The organism is Modestobacter roseus, assembly GCF_007994135.1.
GTDB classification, from domain to species: Bacteria; Actinomycetota; Actinomycetes; order Mycobacteriales; family Geodermatophilaceae; genus Modestobacter; species Modestobacter roseus.
In genome coordinates, this window is sequence record NZ_VLKF01000001.1 from 3,530,509 (window position 1) to 3,549,744 (window position 19,236).

The following is a 19,236-nucleotide window of genomic DNA, read 5'->3' on the forward strand; positions in this document are numbered from 1 at the left end:
GGTCAGTGCGGGCGGTGCTGGACCAGCCCGATCGGCACCGGGCCGGGCCAGTCGGCCTCCAGCGCCTCGGCGGTCTCCTCCCGCAGCTCCGACGCCGCCCCCACGGTGCACAGCCGCAGCGGCAGGGGCCCCTCGATCGAGCGCACGTCGGCGACCACCACGGTGATGTTGTCCGTCGGCGGCCCGGCCAGCGCGGCGTCCCGCAGCGTCGCGGCCGCCTCGGCGGGGCTGCCGGTGCCGAGCAGCCCGGCGATCACGTCGGCGGGGACGACGTCGGAGAGGCCGTCGGAGCAGACCATCACCCGGTCACCGGGGTGCGCGTCGAGCCGGATGACGTCGAGCGCGGCGACGTCGTCGTCGGCGCCGTGCAGGGCGGCGTAGACCGCGGACCGCTGGGGGTGCACCTTCGCCTCGGCCGGGGTGAGGCTGCCGGCGTCGATCAGCGCCTGCACCAGGGTGTGGTCGGTGCTCACCTGGCGGAGCTCGCCGTCCGCGAGCAGGTAGCCGCGCGAGTCACCGATGTGCAGCAGCACCAGACCCTCGGCGTCCGCGTGCACCGCGGTGAGCGTGGTCGCCATGGTGCGCAGCCGCGGCCGTTCGGTGTAGGCGGCCCGGATCCGCTCGTTGGCGCTGGCCACCACCCGCACCGGGTCCTCGGCGCCGTCCCCGGGGGCGCCCACCGCCAGCGGCGCCAGCCAGGTGGCCACCAGCGAGGAGGCCACCGCCCCGCCGACGTTGCCGCCGACCCCGTCGGCGATCGCCACGAGCAGCGGCCCGCCGACGGCGGAGTCCTGGTTGTCCGGGCGCGGACCGCGGGTGGAGACGGCTGCGCTGTCCAGCACGAGCACCGTCTCCACCTCCTGACCTGCCGCACGTCCGCCGGGCACTGCGCACAGCAGTGATCACGAGGACGTTAGATGACTCGACCGCGCATCGCCCGCGGGCAGCGCCGTACGCCGCCCGCGGCTCCGGGCGCCCCGACAGACTGCCACCGGGGTACCCGGACGCCGAGCCCCGCCCCGTGGCGTCGTGCGCCCAGCCCCGTAGCGTCGGAGGGCGTGCTCGTCCTGCTGCCCCCGTCGGAGACCAAGCAACCCGGTGGCGAGGGACCTCCGCTCGATCTCGCCGCGCTCACCGCACCGGAGCTGACGCCGGTCCGGGCGCAGCTGGTCGACGCGCTCGTCGCCCTCTCCGCCGACGTCCCGGCCGCCCGTGCCGCGCTCGGGCTGTCGGCGAAGCAGGACGACGAGATCGCCCGGAACGCCGCGCTGCGCACCAGCCCGACGCTGCCGGCCATCGAGCGCTACACCGGCGTGCTCTACGACGCGCTGGACGTCCGCTCGCTCACCCGCGCCCAGCGAGCCAGGGCCGCGACCCGGCTGGCGGTCGGCTCGGCGCTGTTCGGCGTCGTCCGGGCCGGTGACCCGGTGCCGGCCTACCGGCTGTCGGCAGGCTCGGCGCTGCCCGGCCTGCCCACCCTGCGGTCGCTGTGGAAGCCGGCGCTCACCGACGTGCTCACCGCGACCGGCGAGCTCGTCGTCGACCTGCGGTCCGGCGCCTACGCCGAGCTGGCTCCCGTGCCCGACGCGGTCACCGTGCAGGTGCTCAGCGAGCGGCCCGACGGCACCCGGGCGGTCGTCTCCCACTTCAACAAGGCGCACAAGGGCCGCCTGGCCCGGCTGCTGGCCACCACGACCGCTGAGCCGGACTCGGTGGTGCGGCTGCGCGCCCTGCTGCGCCGCAACGGGTTGCACGTGGAACATCCCGGTGGCAGCGAGCTGGTGCTGGTCGTGCCGGCCGACGCGGTCACCCGGTGAGCACGGTTCCTCAGCGCTGAGAGACCGGCTAGCGTCGCCGGGGTGAGCGACGACCTCTGCACCCGCCCGGCGACCGAGCTCGCGGCGTTGGTCCGCGGGCGGGAGGTCAGCGCCCGCGAGCTGCTGGACGCCCACCTGGCGCGGATCGAGCGGCTGAACCCGGCGCTCAACGCGATCGTGACGCTGGACGCCGAGGGCGCCCGGGCCGCGGCCGACGCCGCCGACGCCCAGCTCGCCGCGGGCCGGCCGGTCGGCCCGCTGCACGGGCTGCCGGTGGCGCACAAGGACACCCACCAGACCGGCGGCATGCGGACGACGTGGGGCTCGCCGCTGCACCGGGACACGGTGCCCGCCCGGGACGAGCTCGCCGTCGCCCGCCTGCGGGCCGCCGGCGCGATCCGGGTGGGGAAGACGAACGTGCCGGAGTTCGCCGCCGGCTCGCACACCTTCAACACGTTGTTCGGCGCGACGCACAACCCGTACCGGCACGGGCTGTCGGCCGGCGGCTCCTCCGGCGGGGCGGCCGCGGCGCTCGCGGCCGGGCTGGTGCCACTGGCCGAGGGCAGCGACATGGGCGGCTCGCTGCGCAACCCGGCCGCCTTCTGCAACGTCGTCGGGCTGCGGACCACCCCGGGCCGGGTGCCCACCCACCCCGCGCCGATCGGCTGGTCGCAGCTGTCGGTGCAGGGCCCGATGGGGCGCACCGTCGCCGACGTCGCGCTCCAGCTGTCGGTGCTGGCCGGCCCCGACCCGCGGGTGCCGATCTCGCTGTCCGACCCCGGCCACCCCTTCGCCGCGCCGCTGCCCACCGAGCTCACCGGCCTGCGGATCGCCTGGACCCCGGACCTGGGTGGTCGGGTGCCGGTCGACCCGGCGATCACCGAGGTGCTGATGGCCCAGCTCGGCGTCTTCCGCGAGCTGGGCGCCACCGTCGAGGAGGACTGCCCGGACCTGCGCGACGCCGACGAGGTGTTCGGCGTGCTGCGCGCCTGGCTGTTCGAGGCGAGCTTCGGTGACCAGGTGCGGCGCAGCCCGGACTCGTTCAAGGAGACGATCCGCTGGAACGCCGCGCGCGGTGCCGAACTGACCGGCGCCGACGTCGGCCGGGCGGAGGTCGCGCACACGAAGCTGTACGAGCGGGTGGTCGGGTTCTTCGAGCGGTACGACGTGCTCCTCGCGCCGACCACCCAGGTGCTGCCCTTCCCGGTGGAGGTCGAGTACCCCACCGAGGTGAACGGGGTCGAGTTCGACGACTACCTGGGCTGGATGCGCTCGTGCACGCTCGTCTCCGCCACCGGCTGCCCGGCGCTGTCGGTGCCCGGTGGGTTCACCGCCGACGGGCTGCCGGTGGGCCTGCAGATCGTCGGCGCGCCCCGGTCCGACCGGCGGGTGCTGGAGGTCGGCCACGCCTTCGAGCAGGCCACCGGCCACGGCCTGCGCCGTCCGCAGCTGGGCTGAGGGATCAGTCCTCGGGGCGGGTGGCGGCGCGGTAGGCGCCGCCGGTGCCGGGGGTGCCGGCCGGGCGGTGTGCCCGCGCCACCTGCACGTGCTCCTCGTGCCGGGCGAAGACCACCGTCCCCACGAGGAACAGCCCCGAGATGACCAGCACCACCGCGGTGAACGCGTTGGTGAAGGGCAGGTCCAGCCCGGCCAGGACCAGCACCCCGGCGGCGACCAGGGCGAGGGCCGCGAGGACGGCGCCGGCGGCCCGCCAGGGGCTGCGGCCGACCTCCTCGACGCCCGCCACCGCCTTGTCCTGGGCGTAGTCCAGCGGCTTCTTCGCCCACGCGAACCGGGTGGCCAGCACGGCCAGCCCCGCGGCGACGAGCACGAACCCCGGCCCGGGCAGCACGAGCAGCGCGAGGCCGGAGAGGGTCAGCAGGCCACCGAGCACGGCGACGACGACGGTCTTCACCGTCCGGTTGTGCCCCACCGGTCCCCCGGCCATGCCCCCGGGGTCAGCGGGCGCGGCGGCGCAGGCCGCGGAGCGTGCGGACGGCGACCAGCAGCTCGGCGAGCTCGTGCCGCTCGCCGGTCGCCAGCTCCTCCAGCTGGACGGCGGCACGCTGCTGGGCGACGTCCCAAGCGTCGGCCCACCGTCCGACCAGCGCGTCCGCCGGCTCGTCGTCGGAGCTGCGCAGGTCCAGCACGTCGGCGGTGAGGGTGGCCTGCTCCGCGGCCAGGTCGTCGCGCAGCGAGGTGCGGGCGATGGAGTCCCAGCGCCGGTTGCGCGGCAGCGCGATGACCAGCTCGCGCAGCGGGACCAGCCCCAGCCGCTCGCCCAGGCACTGGGCCACCTGGCCGGCGAGCGCGATCGGCGCCCCCGCGGCCTCGGCGACCACCGCGAGGTCAAGCGCGGCCGGCAGCAGCGGCGCCGCGGCCACCTCCGCCGCGAGGTCGGCGGGCACGCCGTCGGCCTGCAGCGCGGCGGCCCGCTCGGCGTACCCGGCCGCGTCGGCCCCCAGCAGCCACCCCGGCAGCCCCGCGCAGACCTCCGTGACCGGCCCGGCGAACCGGTCGACGACCGTCTGCAGCGACGGCGCCGGCTCGGCGGTCAGCTCCGGCAGCCGGATCAGCCAGCGGGTGGCCCGCTCGGCCAGCCGGGTCGCCTCGGTGCGCAGGTGGACGAGGGTGGCGGCCGGCACCCGGTTGTCCAGCTCCCGTGGGGCGTCCCACATCCGGTCGACGTCGAACACGGCCCGGGCGACCGCGTGGGCGCGGACCACCGCGGCCAGCGGCGCACCGGTCTCCTCGGCCAGCCGGAACACCCCGGTGACGCCGGCGGTGTTCACCGTCCGGTTGGTGAGGACGGTCGCCACGATCTCCCGCCGCAGCGGGTGGTCGGCGATCGCCGCGGCGAAGCGGCCGCGCAGCGGGCTCGGGAAGTAGTCCGACAGCAGCCCGGCCAGCGCCGGGTCGTCGGGCAGCCCGGAGGCGAGCACGGCGTCGCCGGCCTCGATCTTGGCGTAGGCCAGCAGCACCGACAGCTCGGGCCCGGTGAGCGCCAGCCCGTCGCGGCGACGCTCGGTGATCGCCCGGTCGTCGGGCAGGAACTCCACGGCCCGGTCCAGCCGCCCCGCCCGCTCCAGCCAGCGCAGGTAGCGCTGGTGCGCGTCGAGCAGGCCCCGCGAGGCCGCGGCGTCGCTGGCCAGCGTGGCGTTCTGCGCGTGGTTGTCGGTGAGCACGGCGGCCGCGACCTCGTCGGTCATCCCGACCAGCAGCCGGGCCCGGCCGTCGGCGTCCAGCCCGCCCTCGTCGACCACCCGGTTCAGCGCGATCTTGATGTTGACCTCGTGGTCGGAGGTGTCCACCCCGGCCGAGTTGTCGATGGCGTCGGTGTTCAGCCGCCCGCCGGTCAGCGCGTACTCGATCCGGCCGCGCTGGGTCAGGCCGAGGTTGCCGCCCTCCCCCACCACCCGCACCCGCAGTTGCCCGCCGTTGACCCGGACGGCGTCGTTGGCCTTGTCGCCCACGTCGGCCGCGCTCTCGGTGGCCGCCTTCACGTAGGTGCCGATGCCACCGTTGAACAGCAGGTCGACCGGGGCGAGCAGCACCGCGCGGACCAGGTCCACCGGGCTGAGCGACGCGACGTCGGCGGGCAGCCCGAGGGCCTCGCGCATCGGCGCGGAGACCGGCACGGCCTTCGCCGTCCGGGGCCACACCCCGCCGCCGGGGCTGATCAGCGACCGGTCGTAGTCCGCCCAGGAGGAACGGGGCAGGGCGAACAGCCGCTGCCGCTCGGCGAAGGAGGCGGCGGCGTCCGGCGTCGGGTCGACGAACACGTGCCGGTGGTCGAAGGCGGCGACCAGCCGCAGGTGCTCCGACAGCAGCATGCCGTTGCCGAAGACGTCGCCGGACATGTCACCGACGCCGACGACGGTGACCTCCTGGCTCTGCACGTCGACGCCGAGCTCGCGGAAGTGCCGGGTGACCGATTCCCACGCCCCGCGCGCGGTGATGCCCATCGCCTTGTGGTCGTAGCCGACCGAACCGCCGGAGGCGAACGCGTCGCCCAGCCAGAAAGCCCGCTCGATCGCCACCGAGTTGGCCAGGTCGGAGAAGGTCGCCGTCCCCTTGTCGGCGGCGACCACCAGGTAGGTGTCGTCGCCGTCGTGCCGGACCACCCGCTCGGGCGGCACGACGGTGCCGTCGACCAGGTTGTCGGTGAGGGAGAGCAGCGCGCCGATGAACAGCCGGTAGCAGGCCTGCCCCTCGGCGACGACGTCGTCGCGGGTGGCGCCGTCGGCCGGCGGCCGGAGCGGCACGAACCCACCCTTGGCGCCGGTGGGCACGATGACCGTGTTCTTCACCGTCTGCGCCTTGACCAGGCCGAGCACCTCGGTGCGCAGGTCCTCCCGGCGGTCGCTCCAGCGCAGCCCGCCCCGGGCGACGGCGCCGAAGCGCAGGTGCACGCCCAGCACCCGCGGCGAGCTCACCCACACCTCCCGGGCCGGCCGCGGCTCGGGCAGGTCGGGCACGCCGGTCGGGTCGAGCTTCAGCGCGAGCGGCGCCCGGCCGGCGACGACGTCGGCGGTGTAGGCGGTGGTCCGCAGGGTGGCCCGGACCGCGGCCAGCAGCGCGCTGAGCACCCGGTCGGCGTCCAGCGACGCCACCTCGCCGATGGCCTCGGTGAGCGAGCCGACCAGCGCCTCGGTGCGGGCCTCCCGCCCGGCGGCGCGGTCGGGGTGGAAGCGGGTCTCGAACAGCGCCACCAGCCGGGCGACGATGCCGGGGTGGGCGGCGAGGGTCTGCTGCACGTAGTCCTGCCCGAAGGGCAGCCCGCCCTGGCGCAGCCACTGCACGTAGGCGCGCAGCACCGCCACCTGCCGCCAGGTCAGTCCGGCCAGCAGCACCAGCGCGTTGAGCCCGTCGTCCTCGGCGCGGCCGGCCCAGATCGCGGTGACGGCGTCGGTGAAGCGCTCCGGCAGCGTGCCGGCGAAGGGCACCTCGTCGGTCGGCGAGGCGAGCCCGAAGTCGTACACCCAGGCCAGCGGCGCGCCGATCCGGTCGATCTCGTAGGGCCGCTCGTCGAGGACGTCGACCCCCATGTGCTGCAGCACCGGGAGGACGTCGGACAGCAGGAGCCGATCCCCCACCCGGTAGACCGTCAGCCGCCGCTCCCCCTCGGCCGGGTTCCGCGGGGCACGCAGCCGCAGGTCCATCTCACCGGGGCCGAGCCGGTCGAGCCGGGCCAGGTCGTCGACGGCGACCGCGGCCGGGAAGTCGCCCTGGTAGGCGGCCGGGAAGGCGTCCGCGACCCGGGCGAGCAGCCGGGGTGCGTCGTCGCCGTACCGGGCGGTCAGCGCGTCGGACAGCTCGTCGGTCCAGCTGCGGGCGGCACCGGCCAGCGCCGTCTCCAGCGCCGGCACGTCGACGTCGGGCAGCCGCGGCAGCTCCCGCCGGCTGACCGGCACCCGCACGACGAAGTGCAGCCGGGTCAGCACCGACTCGCTGGAGCGGACGGTGAACTCCACCGTCGTCCCGCCCAGGTGCTCCAGCAGCAGCTGCTGCATCGCCAGGCGGACGGCGGTCGTGTACCGGTCCCGGGGCAGGTAGACCAGCGCGGAGAAGAACCGGCCGAACGGGTCCCGGCGCAGGAACAGCCGGGTCTGCCGCCGCTCGCGCAGGTGCAGCACCGCCAGCGCGACCGGCAGCAGCTCGTCGACGTCGACCTGGAGCAGCTCGTCGCGCGGGTAGCTCTCCAGGACGTCGAGCAGCTCCTTGCCCGAGTGGCTGTCGGCCGGCACGCCGGAGCCGGCGAGGACGGCGTCGGCGGTGCGGCGCACCAGCGGCACGTCCCGGACGCTGCTCGCGTAGGCCTCGGTGGGGAACAGGCCGACCAGCAGGTGCTGGCGGGCCCGGCTGCCCGGGGCGTCGCTGGGCAGGTCGACGACGACGAGGTCCAGCCAGGCCGGGCGCTGCACGGTCGACCGGGCATCGCCCTTGGTGACCAGCACCCGGTGGCCGGTGCCGCCGCGCGCGGCCAGCGCGGCCGGGGCGACGGAGGTGGCCCGGTCGGGCGAGCTGCGCAGCAGCCCGAGCTCGGAGCCGGGCACGACCTCCGGGGTGGCGTCGGCCCCCACCAGCTCGACGGTGCGGGCGCCGAGGAAGAGGAACGTCCCGTCGGCGAGCCAGCGCAGCAGCGCAGCGGCCTCCGCCGGGTCGTCGGCCGGGTGACCGGCCCGGTCGTCGGCCGGCGCGCCGGGGAGCCGGTCCAGGGCCTCGGCCACCTCACGGGCGCGGTCGGCGAGCGCCGCGGCGTCCTCGTGGGCGCGCCGGACGTCGGCGAGCACCCCACCGAGCCCGGCGACGAGGTCGGCGGCGGCCTCGTCGTCGACCTGGCCGGCCAGCACCACCGCCATCCACGACTCGGCGGCCGCGCCCGCACCGCAGGACGCGACGTCGGCGCTGTCGCAGAACGCGGTCAGCCCGCCGTCGGTGTCCCGGCGGACCACCACGACCGGGTGGACGACGTGCTCCACGACCACGCCCTGGCGGACCACCTCCGCGGTGACCGAGTCGACCAGGTAGGGCATGTCGTCGACGACCACCCGCAGCACCGCCCGCCCCCCGGCGGTGCGGTGCACGTCGACCGTGGCCGTGCCCGGCGGCCGGGTGGCGGCCAGCCGGAGGTGCGCCAGGGCCAGCCCCGCGAGGTCGGCCGGGTCGTGACCGACGATCTCGGCGGCCGGCTCACCGGAGTAGAAGCGGTGCAGCAGGGCCGCGGCGTCGACCGGGCCGAACGAGGCGGGCGCGTCGGCGGACTCGGCGAGCAGCGTGCCGGCGGTCTCGGCCGCCCGGTCCAGGAGGCGGTGCTTCTCCTCCTGGGCCGCCTCGAGGGCGGCCATGTCGGCGCCGACGTCGGGAGAGGAACCGCGGCGGACCATGTCCGGCCACGCTAGTGGCCTCTCCCCCGGGCCGCACGCACATCGGCGAGCCGGGCGCGGCTCGCCGCGGGAATCAGCTCGCGCGGACCTTCAGCGGGAGGATCAGCTCGGCGATCCAGCTGAACAGCGCGATGAGGAAGCCGCCGAACAGCGCCGCCAGGAAACCGTCCACGCTGAACCGGTCGGAGATCAGCGCGGTGAGGCCCAGCATCGCCGCGTTGATCACCAGCAGGAACAGCCCCAGGGTGAGGATCACGAACGGCAGCGCGAGCAGCCGCACGATCGGCCCGACGATGGAGTTGACCAGCGCGAACAGCAGCGCCACCCACAGGTAGGTGCCGGTCTCGCCGAAGAAGCCGGTGGGGTTGCCGATCACCTCGATCCCGTCGACGAGCCGGGTGACGGCGTAGATGATCGCCGCCAGCACGACGACGCGGAGGGCGAACTTCCCGATCGTGGCCACGGCGGCACGCTAGCCCCTGGTGATCGTCATCGTGCGCTGTTGGACCGTCTAGCGGACTCTCGCGTCTGCACTAGACGTTCGCAGAGACCGGCAGCACGCACACTGGACGGACCATGACCACCCAGGAGCGACACCACCGGCTGCCGGCGCCCACTGCCGGCCGGGCTGCCCTCCTGCTCGTACTGCTGCTCTGCGGTGCCGCCCTCGCCCTCGTCGTCGACGTGCCCGGGGTGGGAGAGGTGCGCCGGTGGCTGGACGACGCCGGCCCCGCCGGATGGGCGGGCCTGCTGGCCGGCCTGGCGCTGGCCACCCTGGCCCCGGTGCCGCGGACCGCGCTGTCGGTGCTGGCCGGGGTGCTCGCCGGCTTCTGGGGCGGCCTGGCGCTGGCCCTGCCCAGCGGCGTGCTCGGTGCCCTGGCCGGTTTCACGCTGGCGCGACTGCTGGGCCGCGAGGCGGTCACCCGCCTGGCCGGGCCGCGGCTGCTCCGGGCCGACGCACTGCTCACCGACCGCGGCGTGCTCGCGGTGCTGATCGCCCGGCTGACGCCGGTGCTGCCGTTCACCCTGATCAGCTACGCCGGGGGCCTGTCCGGCATGCGGCTGCGCGACCACCTGCTCGGTTCGGCCGTCGGCCTGACGCCGGGCACGGTGCTGCACGTGGCCGTGGGCGCTAGCGTGGGCGCGGCCGGCCTCGGAGACGGCCGGACCCTGCTCCTCACGCTGGTGCCGCTGACCCTGGCGCTGCTCGCCCTGGCGGGCGCGCGGTGGTGGCGACGCCGGGCGGCACCGGCCGGTCGGGCGGCGGAGGAGACGGCTCTGCCGTCGTCTACCGCTCTCTAGCGCAGGCGGAAGAGAGTCGCAGACCGTGCTCGTCATGATGCCCTCCCCTCGGCGTCCCGCCTATTCGAACACACGTTCGATCTCTCTGCTAGTCTCGGCAGCGCGGACGTCGCACGGACTCTGACCCCGTCTCACGACGTCTAGCGCAGCGGCTAGACACGGGCAGACGACGGTCGAGTGGGCACTGCATGCCCTCGTCTACCCGTGTCTACCGAGCGAGCTATACGAGGCCATAGGCTGCTCGACATGGACCCCGTGCGGAACCCGTACGCCCCCGGCGCCGGGCAGCGCCCGCCCGAGCTCGCCGGCCGGGACACCGAGCTCTCCGCGTTCGACGTCGTCCTCGAGCGGATCGCGCACGGCCGGCCGGAGCGGTCGCTGGTGCTCACCGGCCTCCGCGGGGTCGGGAAGACGGTGCTGCTCAACCAGCTGCGCTCGGCGGCGATCAGCCGCGGCTGGGGCACCGGGAAGATCGAGGCCCGCCCCGACCAGTCGCTGCGCCGGCCGGTCTCCTCCGCCCTGCACATGGCCCTGCGCGAGCTCCGGCACCCCGACCAGGAGTCGATGGAGGCGGTGCTCGGCGTGCTGAAGGCCTTCGCGCTGCGCGGCTCGGACGCCTCGGCGAAGGTCCGCGAGCGCTGGCAGCCGGGGATCGACGCCCCCGCCAGCAGCGGCCGGGCCGACTCCGGGGACATGGAGATCGACCTGGTCGAGCTGCTCAGCGACGCCGCGGGGCTGGCCGCCGACGTCGGCAAGGGCATCGCCCTGTTCATCGACGAGATGCAGGACGTGCAGGCACCCGACGTCTCGGCGATCTGCGCGGCCTGCCACGAGCTGTCCCAGCAGGGCGCGCCGCTGATCGTCGTCGGCGCCGGGCTCCCCCACCTGCCCGCGGTGCTGTCGGCGTCCAAGAGCTACTCCGAGCGGCTGTTCCGCTACCTGCGGATCGACCGGCTCGACCGGCCCGCCGCCGACCGGGCGCTGCTGGCCCCCGCCGAGCGCGAGGACGTCACCTTCGAGGCCGCGGCGCTGGACGCCCTCTACGCCGCCGCCGACGGCTACCCCTACTTCGTGCAGGCCTACGGCAAGGTCACCTGGGACGTCGCCGCCTCCTCCCCCGTCACCGCCGCCGACGTCGCGATGGCCGCCCCCGCCGCCGAGGCCGAGCTGGCGGTCGGGTTCTTCGGCTCCCGCTACGACCGCGCGACCCCGGCCGAGCGGGAGTACATGCACGCCATGGCCGAGCTCGGCGGACCGCAGGGCACCCCGGTGGCGACCGCCGAGGTGGCCGCCGCGCTGGGCCGCAAGCCGGCGTCGCTCTCCCCCGCGCGGGACTCGCTGATCAAGAAGGGCCTGGTCTACTCCGCCGAACGCGGGCAGATCGCCTTCACCGTGCCGCACTTCGGCCGCTACCTGCTCAGCCACGCCGAGTGAACCGGGCGGGCCGGTGCCGGACGTGCGACCACCGGCCCGCCGGGGCAGGGTGATCCCATGAGCGCCACCGGGAGCAGCAGCCACGACGTCCGCACGCCGGAGGAGATCACCGTCCCGGTCGCCGGCGGTGACCTCGCCGCGCTCTACTGGGGCGCGGACGCACCCGGCTCGCCCCTGGTGGTGCTGCTGCACGGCATCACCTCCAACGCGGCCACCTGGGGGCCGGTGGCCGCGGCGCTCGCCGGCGAGTGCGAGGTGGTCGCCCCGGACCTGCGGGGCCGCGCCGGGAGCGCCGGCCTGCCCGGCCCGTACGGGCTGTCCGCGCACGCCGCCGACGTCACCGCCCTGCTGGAGCGCTTCGGCGCCTCCGGGGACGCCGGTGCCGACGCGACGGTGCTCGTCGGGCACTCGATGGGCGCCTTCGTCGCCACCCTGGCCACCGCCGGTCAGGCCCGCGACCTCGTGCACGGGCTGGTGCTCGTCGACGGCGGCCTGCCCTTCGCCGTCCCCCCGGCCGCGGACACCGACGACATGCTCGCCGCCTTCCTCGGCCCGACGCTGGAGCGGCTGGACCGCACCTTCCCCGACCTCGCCGCCGTCCGCGGGTTCTGGGCCGCCCACCCGGTCATCGGCCGGTGGGTCGACGACCCCACCGTCGGGGCCTTCCTCGCCCGCGACCTCACCGGCGAGCCGCCGGAGCTGCGCAGCTCGGTGGTGCACGAGGCGGTCCGGGTCGACGGGGCGGACATGCTGCGCAACCAGCCGGTGCTGGAGACGACGACGAACCTGCCGGTGCCGGCCACCCTGCTGTGGGCCACCGGCGGCATGGACGGCGAGGTGCCCGGCCTCTACGACGAGGTGCGACTGGACCGGATGAACCTCTCCGACGCGCACGTGCGTGCCCGGGAGGTGCCCGGCACCGACCACGACACGATCATCTGGTCGGCCGACGGCGTGGCCGCGGTGGCCGAGGCGGTCCGGGCGGCGGCAGCAGCGGGCCGCTAGACCACCGGGTGACAGCGCACCGCGAGCAGGGCGACGTCGTCCTCCGCGCCGTCGGCCAGCAGCTCCGCCAGCAGCCCGTCGGCGAGCCGGTCCAGCGGCTCCCCCGCCAGCCGGGACGCCGCGGCCCGCAGCCGCTCGCGCCCGGCGTCCAGGTCGCTGGTGCGCCGCTCGAACAGCCCGTCGGTGAACAGCAGCAGCGTGCTGTCCGGCGGCAGCACGGTCAGCCCCTCACCCCGGGCGCCGTCCCGCTCCGGCAGGCCCAGGTCGAGCCCCAGCCCCAGCGGTGGCCCCACCGGCGCCTCGAGGTCGGTCACCGTGCCGTCGGGGAGCACCAGCAGCGGCATGGGGTGCCCGGCGACGGCCCAGCGCAGCCGGCGCAGGCCGGCGGCCCGGTCGGCGTCGTCCATCTCGATCCGGGCGACCAGCGCGGTGGCCAGGGAGGCGACCTGCAGGCCGACGACGGCGCGGTCGACCCGACGCAGCACCTCGCCCGGTCCGGTCTGCCGGTCGTAGGCGATCGCCCGCACCAGGGTGCGCAGCTCCGCCATCGTGGCGGCGGCCTCCAGGTCGTGGCCCATCACGTCGCCGATGACCAGCACGGTCGCGCCGTCGGGCTGGAGGAAGGAGTCGTACCAGTCGCCGCCGATGGAGACGTCCTGCGCCGCGGGGCGGTAGCGGACGGCCAGCTCCAGGTGGTCGGGCTGCACGGGTGGGGACAGCAGGCTGCGCTGCAGCCGCTCGGCGACGCGGGTCTGCGCCGCGGCCAGCCGGGCGTTGTCCAGCGCCAGCCCGGCCCGCCGGGACATGATGTCGGCGGTGCGCAGCTCGGCGTCGGTGAACGCGCCCCGCTCCGGCCCGGTGACGAGGGTGACCGCGCCGAACAGCTCGCCCCGGGCCACCAGCGGGAAGGTGGCCACCGAGTGCACCCGCAGCGGCGCGAGCGCCTCCCGGGCCGCCGGGGTGGTCATCGCCTCCACCTGCCGGGGCTCGATCCCCTGGATCACCACCGGCCGGCCGTCCCGCAGCGCGGTGGGCACCGGCGCCGTCGCCTGGTTGGTGCGGGCCCGCAGGTCGGCGTACCGGTGCATGTGCGGCACCATCGCCGGGTCGCGGTGGGCGCGGCCGACGTCCCGCCGGACGCCGTCCTCGACGACGCTCACCAGACACCAGTCGGCCAACGGCGGGACGATCAGCTCCGCGAGCCGCTGCACCGCCTCGCCGGTGTCCAGCGTCGCGGTCATCGCCTGGCTGACGTCGCCGAGCAGCATGAGGTGCCGGCCGGCCAGCTCGGCGGCGTGCGCGGCCTCGGCGGCGCGCTCGGCCTCCTCCTCGCGGGCGGCGACGGCGTCGGCCCGGGCCTGCTCGGTCGCCCTCCGCTGGGTGACGTCGTCGTAGGTGACGACCAGCCCGGCCGCGGTGGCGAAGGCGTCGACGTGGAACCACGTCCGCAGCGGCGGGTACCAGGACTCGAACGCGACCGGCTCGCCGGTGCGCGCGACGTGCTCGTAGTGCCCCGCGAACTCGCTGCCGACCGCCTCCGGGAACTCCGCCCAGATCACCCGGCCCACCAGGTCCTCGACCCGCCGCTGCAGCAACTGCGCGCCGGCCGGGTTGACGTAGCTGAACCGCCAGTCCTCGTCCAGCACGAAGAGCGGCCGGGGCATGGCCCCGACCGCCTGGACCAACAGGTCCGCCGACGGCGCGGCGCCGTCCGGGGTCATGCCGGCCACTCTGCCCCATCCCGGCGCCCGCGCAGCCACGCCGTCCCGGGAAGACCGGAACCCCGTCCCCCCAGCGGGTGACACGACGACGGGACCGGGGGAGCGGGGCCGCCCGCGAGAGGACGGTCACGCTCCCCCGGTCCCGGGGTCGTGCAGGTGGTGCGCGGTCGTGCGGTGGGTCAGTGCGCCATCACGATGGACAGGTGGCCCGACCCGAAGCCGGCGACGTCGACCTTCAGGTCGATGCGGTTGAACGCCGCCGCCAGCCCGGCGATGTCGCCGGGGATCGACTCCCCGGGAGCGTGCAGGGTCTGCAGCTTCGAGTGGTTGACGCCCTCGCCGTTGAACATCGACGCGGCGATGTTCACCACCTCGTACAGCGCCTCGAGGTGCATCGGGTAGAGCTCGCCCTCGTCGATCGCGTCCTCGAGGCCGCCCTTGGGGAGCAGCGCCAGGGCGCCGGCGAGCCAGGCCCCGAGCCGCAGGTCGACCAGGCACAGCGCCGTGGTGGCCATGGTCGGGTCGACGTACACCGCGACGGCGGGCTTGTCGTTCAGCGAGACCGGGTCACCGGGGGAGACCACGACCGCCTTGCCGAAGAGGCCCTCGAGCATGTCGCGGACGTCCTTGGCGGTGGGCAGCGTGGCCGGCTGCAGGGCGGCGGTCACGCGATCACCCCGTCCAGCGCGTCCTTGAAGGTGTCCTCGTTGAACGGCTTGGCGATGAGGAAGAGGGCGCCGGCGTTCGCCGCCTTCTCCCGCATCTCCGGGGAGCCCTCGGAGGTCACGAAGCCGAAGGGCACCTGCGACCCGGAGGCGCGCAGCGCCTCGAGGCACTCGATGCCGGTCATGTTCGGCATGTTCCAGTCCGACAGCACCAGGTCGGGCTTGTCGGAGCCGACCTTGGCCAGGCACTGCTGCCCGTCCTCGGCCTCGATGATGTCGTGGTCGTCGTACCCCGCCTGGCGCAGGGTGCGGATCACGATCTGCCGCATGACACGGCTGTCGTCGGTCACCAGGATCTTCACTGCTGCGGCACCTCGTTCCGCTCGGTGTCCGGCGCCGTGGCGGCGCCCTGGACGGTGATGGTCAGGGACTGGCCGCGCCACTGGCCGTTGATGCGGCAGACGTCGTCGAGTCGCCCGGTGGGCGGTGCGGCGCCGGTCTGGGGGAGCCCGAGGGTGGAGACCCCGGGCAGGACGGACTTGATGTTGCCGCCGAGCACGTTGGCCAGTTCGCCCAGCGCGTCCTCGACGTCCTCCTCCTCCACGAGGGTGGGCGGCCGGAGCATCAGGACGCTCTCGGTCAGCGCCTCGGCCGTGTGGCTGTCGCAGGTGATCACGACGGCGCCGTTCCACGGGCCGGAGATGGTCACCCAGGCGCTGACCGGCTCGAGCGGCGGCGGGGCCGGGACCGGGACGAAGACCTCGCCGTCGCCGACCAGGGACGGCCAGACGTCGTCGGCGATGCTCTGCACGGTCTGCGCGTCGAGCAACGCGGAGATCGGTTGAGCCAGCTCGGGGGCGGTCATGCGGGGGCACCTTCCGGGAGGAGGCCGAGGAGCGCCAGCTTGTCGCGCATGGCGTCGGCGGTGAACGGCTTGATCAGGTACTCGTGGGCGCCCGCGGCCAGGGCCTTGACGATCTGCCCGTGCTCGCTCTCGGTGGTGACCATCATCAGCGTCACCTGGCGGTGGACCGGCTCGGCCCGCACGGCGAGGACGAACTGCAGCCCGTCCATCACCGGCATGTTCCAGTCGATGCAGCAGATGTCGGGGACGAAGCCGGACGCCAGGACGTCGAGGGCCTGCTGGCCGTCGCCGGCCTCCCGCACCTCCTCGTACCCGAGATCGGTCAGGATGCTGCCGACGATGCGCCGCATGGCGCGGGAGTCGTCGATCACGAGGGCACGCACGGTCAGGACACCTTCCTCGGGCGGTAGGCGGAGCCGCGGCCGACGACGACCCGCTCCCAGTTGTCATCGACGCCGAGGGTGGTCTCGGCAGCGCCCAGGAACAGCCACCCGTCGGGTCGCATGAGCTGGCGGACGCGGGTCAGGATCCCCTGCTTGGTGGGGAGGTCGAAGTAGATGAGCACGTTGCGCAGGTAGACGACGTCGAACGGGCCCAGCCGGGGGAGCGGGGCGGCGAGGTTGCACTCGCTCGCGGTCACCATCCGGCGCAGCTCCGGGGCGATCTCCCACTCGTTGCCGGCCCGGGTGAAGTGCCGGACCAGCATCGGCGCGGGGAGCCCGCGGTTGACCTCGAGCTGGCTGAAGCGGCCGGCCCGGGTGCGCTCGACCATCTCCCGGGAGAGGTCGGTCGCGGTGATCGACACCCGGCTGGTCGCATTCGGCAGCGCGTCGGACAGCAGCATCGCGATCGTGTAGGCCTCCTGCCCGCTGGAGCAGGCGGCCGACCAGATCTGCAGACGCTCGTTGGGTCCCCGGGCCGCGAGCAGCTGCGGCAGCACCGTGCCGGTGAGCGCGGTGAACGGGTCGCCGTCCCGGAACCAGGAGGTCTCGTTGGTGGTGAGCGCCTCGACGATCCGGCGGGTGGTCGCCGGGTCGGGCCGGTTGCGGACGGACTCGACGAGCTCGCTGACCCCGGAGAGGCCGCGCTGCTGCGCCATCGGCAGCAACCGGGCCTCGACCAGGTACTCCTTGCCCGGCTGCAGCACGATCGCGCTCTCCCGGTGCACCAGCTGGCGCACCCAGTCGAAGCTGGTGGCGGTGAGCGTCATCGCGCGCCTCCCATGGTCGTGAGGGGGCGGACGGTGCCGCCCGTCGGGCGGGGGTGGGGAGCAGCCGGGTGATCGCCTCGGCGACCCGACCCAGCGGCAGCACCTCGTCGGCGTAGCCGGCCTGGGTCACCGCGCCCGGCATGCCCCAGACCACCGAGGTGGCCTGGTCCTGGGCGACGACGGTGCCGCCGGCCTCGCGGATCTGGCCTGCGCCGATGCGGCCGTCGGAGCCCATCCCGGTGAGGACGACCCCGAGGACGGCGCCGTCGTAGGCGGCGACCGCGGAGCGGAAGAGCACGTCGACCGCGGGGCGGCAGAAGTTCTCCGGCGGCGCCTGGTTCAGCGCGGTGCGCTTGTTGCCGCCGCTGGAGCTGACGGTGAGGTGGAAGTCGCCGGGGGCGATGTGCACGGTGCCCGGGGCCAGCGGGGTGCCGTCGACGGCCTCGACGACCTGCAGCGGGCACAGCCGGTCCAGCCGCTGGGCGAACTGCCGGGTGAAGACCGGGGGCATGTGCTGCACCAGCAGGACCGGCACGGGCAGGGACGCCGGGAGCAGCGGCAGCACCTTGCTCAGCGCCTCGGGGCCACCGGTCGATGAGCCGATCACCAGGACGGCGGGCTGCTTGGCGGCGCGGGTCCGCGGGGCGGGCGGCCGGGGGCCACCGCCGCCGGGGCCGGCGCGGCGGCCGGGCCGGAGGTGATCGGGCGCCCGGTGAGCGCCTTGATCTTGGGGATGAGCTGCTGCCGGACGCTCTCCATCGACTGCGCGACGCTGCCGACGTTGGCCGGCTTGGTCACGTACTCGTTGGCGCCGGCGGAGAGCGCGTCCAGGGTGGCGGAGGCGCCGCGCTCGGTGAGCGTGCTGAACATGATGATCGGCACGCGGCTGTAGGCCTGGCCCCCGGCGCGGCTGCGGATGGCCCGCACCGCCTCGATGCCGTTCATGTCCGGCATCTCGATGTCCATCGTGACCAGGTCGGGCTTGAGCTGCTCGAGCTTGGCCACCGCGATCCGGCCGTTCGCTGCGGTGCCGACGACCTGGATCATGGGGTCCTCTGAGAGGACGTCTGTCACGATCTTGCGGACGACGACCGAGTCGTCGACCACCATGACCTTGATCTTTTCCACGCGCTCCCCCGCTGCCGATGTACCGGCCAGGTGGGCCGCACACAACCTTCATCGGCATCCGCCGGCATCTCTTGAGGCCAGCGGCAGGACGAGCTGAGGACTACCCCGCGAGGGGGAGCGACCTCCCGGTCACCATCGCCCAGGGCGCCCCGAGGACGGTCATCGACTCCTCGTCGAGCAGGTCGGACATCGCCAGGCCCTGCACGCAGCCGGCCAGCGCGTTCCAGACGCCCTCGGCCCCGTCGCGGGAGGTGAAGCCGCTCTCGGTGAAGGCGGTGACCGCCATCAGCTGCGCCGCGGCGAGGGTGCGGGTCCGGCCGGAGACGTGGGCGGCCCAGGATGCGCCGTGCATGGCAGCGGCCCACGGCCGCCGCTGGGCGCGGCCGACCTCGACCGCGAGCCGCCAGCGGCGGCGACCGTTCTCACCCAGCCCGCGGATCTCCGCGAGCAGCTCCGCCAGCCCGTCGGTCGCCGGACCGAGGTCCGGGCGCGGGGTGGGCTCCAGCGCGGTGACCGACGCGTAGGGGGCGGTGAGCTCCTGCCGCACCGGGCGGGCGAGGGCCTCGGCGGCCCACCAGCCGGTGGCGGCGTCGGCCAGCACGTCGGCGGCGACCGCGGCGACGGCCGGGTCGAGGTCGGCGACCGCGGGGTGCTCGGCGCCGAGGACGTCGTCGCGGACGAGCCGCTCCAGCGCGGGGGTGTTGCCGATCGTGCCCCGCTCCAGCAGCGCGACGAGCCGGGCGTTGCGCTCGCCGCCCGCAGCGCTCTCACCGGGGTCACCGGTGGGGACGTCGCGCAGCTGCGGCACGCCGCCGGCGGCCAGCTCGTGCGCCCGCCGGGCACGGACGGCGAGCTCGGCCCGCTCCTTGGCGGGCCGGCCGGCGCCGGGGTGGGCGGCGGCGATCCGGTGCAGGGTCGCGGCGTCGGCGCCCAGACCGGTCAGCAGCACGTCGGCGACCTGGCCGCCGGCGGGCAGGCGGACGAGGTCGAAGCCGAGCGTGGCCGCGCTGACCAGGGAGTAGGGCACGTCGCCTCCTGTGGAAGTGGTGCACCCATCGTGGGGGCGGCGGCGGGAGTGCGCCACGCGGCCGTCACCCGGTCGCGCGACGGCGGCCGGGCAGGGAGCGGGTGTCCGTGCCGGACGGTCAACGACCAGCGACAGAGCGTGAACCCCTCGTCACCCGGACGATGACGCCCCCGGA

At 75.3% G+C, this 19,236-nt stretch carries 17 protein-coding genes and 1 pseudogene; 5 read left to right on the forward strand and 13 right to left on the reverse strand.

Going from position 1 to position 19,236, the window contains the following annotated elements; all coding sequences use genetic code 11:
• Positions 1 to 2: 2 nt before the first annotated feature.
• Positions 3 to 857, reverse strand: coding sequence for a PP2C family protein-serine/threonine phosphatase (locus JD78_RS16945; RefSeq protein ID WP_166521242.1), 855 nt, complete (start codon positions 855 to 857; stop codon positions 3 to 5).
• Between the two features lie 201 nt (positions 858 to 1,058).
• Between JD78_RS16945 and yaaA the strand changes: the two genes are divergently transcribed.
• Both yaaA and JD78_RS16955 read left to right on the forward strand, forming a co-directional pair.
• Positions 1,059 to 1,817 carry a peroxide stress protein YaaA gene (gene yaaA / locus JD78_RS16950; RefSeq protein ID WP_153362198.1) on the forward strand — a complete coding sequence of 253 codons (759 nt, stop codon included), beginning with the start codon at positions 1,059 to 1,061 and terminating at the stop codon, positions 1,815 to 1,817.
• A 42-nt stretch (positions 1,818 to 1,859) separates the two neighbouring features.
• Positions 1,860 to 3,275 carry an amidase gene (locus JD78_RS16955; protein WP_153362199.1) on the forward strand — a complete coding sequence of 472 codons (1,416 nt, stop codon included), beginning with the start codon at positions 1,860 to 1,862 and terminating at the stop codon, positions 3,273 to 3,275.
• A gap of 4 nt (positions 3,276 to 3,279) precedes the next feature.
• Here JD78_RS16955 and JD78_RS16960 read toward each other — a convergent pair whose 3' ends face one another.
• The 3 genes from JD78_RS16960 to JD78_RS16970 all read right to left on the reverse strand — a co-directional run bounded on the left by JD78_RS16960 (position 3,280) and on the right by JD78_RS16970 (position 9,167).
• Entirely contained in the window at positions 3,280 to 3,765 is a 486-nt protein-coding gene (locus JD78_RS16960) for a PGPGW domain-containing protein (protein ID WP_228395405.1), read from the reverse strand.
• 10 nt (positions 3,766 to 3,775) lie between these two features.
• Entirely contained in the window at positions 3,776 to 8,704 is a 4,929-nt protein-coding gene (locus JD78_RS16965; protein WP_153362200.1) for an NAD-glutamate dehydrogenase, read from the reverse strand.
• 73 nt (positions 8,705 to 8,777) lie between these two features.
• Positions 8,778 to 9,167 (reverse strand): phage holin family protein, encoded by a 390-nt coding sequence (locus JD78_RS16970; RefSeq protein WP_228395406.1) that lies wholly within the window; start codon positions 9,165 to 9,167, stop codon positions 8,778 to 8,780.
• A gap of 113 nt (positions 9,168 to 9,280) precedes the next feature.
• Between JD78_RS16970 and JD78_RS16975 the strand changes: the two genes are divergently transcribed.
• From JD78_RS16975 to JD78_RS16985, 3 genes are all read left to right on the forward strand, one after another.
• Positions 9,281 to 10,006: a TVP38/TMEM64 family protein gene (locus JD78_RS16975; RefSeq protein WP_153362201.1), complete on the forward strand. Its 726-nt coding sequence runs from the start codon at positions 9,281 to 9,283 to the stop codon at positions 10,004 to 10,006.
• A 246-nt stretch (positions 10,007 to 10,252) separates the two neighbouring features.
• Positions 10,253 to 11,440, forward strand: coding sequence for an ATP-binding protein (locus tag JD78_RS16980; RefSeq protein ID WP_153362202.1), 1,188 nt, complete (start codon positions 10,253 to 10,255; stop codon positions 11,438 to 11,440).
• A 57-nt stretch (positions 11,441 to 11,497) separates the two neighbouring features.
• The gene (locus tag JD78_RS16985; protein ID WP_153362203.1) at positions 11,498 to 12,445 is read left to right on the forward strand and encodes an alpha/beta fold hydrolase; all 948 of its coding nucleotides are present in this window, start codon (positions 11,498 to 11,500) and stop codon (positions 12,443 to 12,445) included.
• Here the strand turns inward: JD78_RS16985 and JD78_RS16990 are convergent.
• The 9 genes and pseudogenes from JD78_RS16990 to JD78_RS17025 all read right to left on the reverse strand — a co-directional run bounded on the left by JD78_RS16990 (position 12,442) and on the right by JD78_RS17025 (position 19,061).
• Positions 12,442 to 14,166, reverse strand: coding sequence for a SpoIIE family protein phosphatase (locus JD78_RS16990; protein ID WP_153362204.1), 1,725 nt, complete (start codon positions 14,164 to 14,166; stop codon positions 12,442 to 12,444). The two genes, JD78_RS16985 and JD78_RS16990, sit on opposite strands and share 4 nt — an antisense overlap.
• A gap of 179 nt (positions 14,167 to 14,345) precedes the next feature.
• Complete coding sequence (locus JD78_RS16995; protein WP_153362205.1) at positions 14,346 to 14,834, reverse strand: hypothetical protein; 489 nt, start codon at positions 14,832 to 14,834, stop codon at positions 14,346 to 14,348.
• Positions 14,831 to 15,193 (reverse strand): response regulator, encoded by a 363-nt coding sequence (locus tag JD78_RS17000; protein ID WP_153362206.1) that lies wholly within the window; start codon positions 15,191 to 15,193, stop codon positions 14,831 to 14,833. Before JD78_RS17000 ends, JD78_RS16995 begins: the two co-directional genes overlap by 4 nt.
• On the reverse strand, positions 15,190 to 15,696 hold the full coding sequence (locus JD78_RS17005) for a chemotaxis protein CheX (RefSeq protein WP_153362207.1): 507 nt from the start codon (positions 15,694 to 15,696) through the stop codon (positions 15,190 to 15,192). The genes JD78_RS17000 and JD78_RS17005 overlap by 4 nt, the downstream gene beginning before the upstream one ends.
• On the reverse strand, positions 15,693 to 16,079 hold the full coding sequence (locus JD78_RS17010) for a response regulator (RefSeq protein WP_153362208.1): 387 nt from the start codon (positions 16,077 to 16,079) through the stop codon (positions 15,693 to 15,695). Before JD78_RS17010 ends, JD78_RS17005 begins: the two co-directional genes overlap by 4 nt.
• Before the next feature lie 2 nt (positions 16,080 to 16,081).
• Positions 16,082 to 16,906, reverse strand: coding sequence for a CheR family methyltransferase (locus tag JD78_RS17015; RefSeq protein ID WP_153362209.1), 825 nt, complete (start codon positions 16,904 to 16,906; stop codon positions 16,082 to 16,084).
• A 130-nt stretch (positions 16,907 to 17,036) separates the two neighbouring features.
• Positions 17,037 to 17,513 (reverse strand): annotated as a pseudogene (locus JD78_RS22375) (CheB methylesterase domain-containing protein); the annotation flags it as partial.
• Complete coding sequence (locus tag JD78_RS22380) at positions 17,510 to 18,034, reverse strand: response regulator (RefSeq protein WP_243731064.1); 525 nt, start codon at positions 18,032 to 18,034, stop codon at positions 17,510 to 17,512. The pseudogene JD78_RS22375 and the gene JD78_RS22380, both read right to left, overlap by 4 nt.
• A 100-nt stretch (positions 18,035 to 18,134) precedes the next feature.
• Positions 18,135 to 19,061 carry a hypothetical protein gene (locus tag JD78_RS17025; RefSeq protein ID WP_153362211.1) on the reverse strand — a complete coding sequence of 309 codons (927 nt, stop codon included), beginning with the start codon at positions 19,059 to 19,061 and terminating at the stop codon, positions 18,135 to 18,137.
• Positions 19,062 to 19,236: the final 175 nt, after the last annotated feature.

Coding starts and splice junctions, on each gene's coding strand:
- JD78_RS16975 (WP_153362201.1), top strand. CDS start 9,281: ATGACCACCCAGGAGCGACACCACCGGCTGCCGGCGCCCACTGCCGGC.
- JD78_RS16985 (WP_153362203.1), top strand. CDS start 11,498: ATGAGCGCCACCGGGAGCAGCAGCCACGACGTCCGCACGCCGGAGGAG.
- JD78_RS16980 (WP_153362202.1), top strand. CDS start 10,253: ATGGACCCCGTGCGGAACCCGTACGCCCCCGGCGCCGGGCAGCGCCCG.
- JD78_RS16965 (WP_153362200.1), bottom strand. CDS start 8,704: ATGGTCCGCCGCGGTTCCTCTCCCGACGTCGGCGCCGACATGGCCGCC.
- JD78_RS16960 (WP_228395405.1), bottom strand. CDS start 3,765: ATGGCCGGGGGACCGGTGGGGCACAACCGGACGGTGAAGACCGTCGTC.
- JD78_RS16990 (WP_153362204.1), bottom strand. CDS start 14,166: ATGACCCCGGACGGCGCCGCGCCGTCGGCGGACCTGTTGGTCCAGGCG.
- JD78_RS17015 (WP_153362209.1), bottom strand. CDS start 16,906: ATGACGCTCACCGCCACCAGCTTCGACTGGGTGCGCCAGCTGGTGCAC.
- JD78_RS17005 (WP_153362207.1), bottom strand. CDS start 15,696: ATGACCGCCCCCGAGCTGGCTCAACCGATCTCCGCGTTGCTCGACGCG.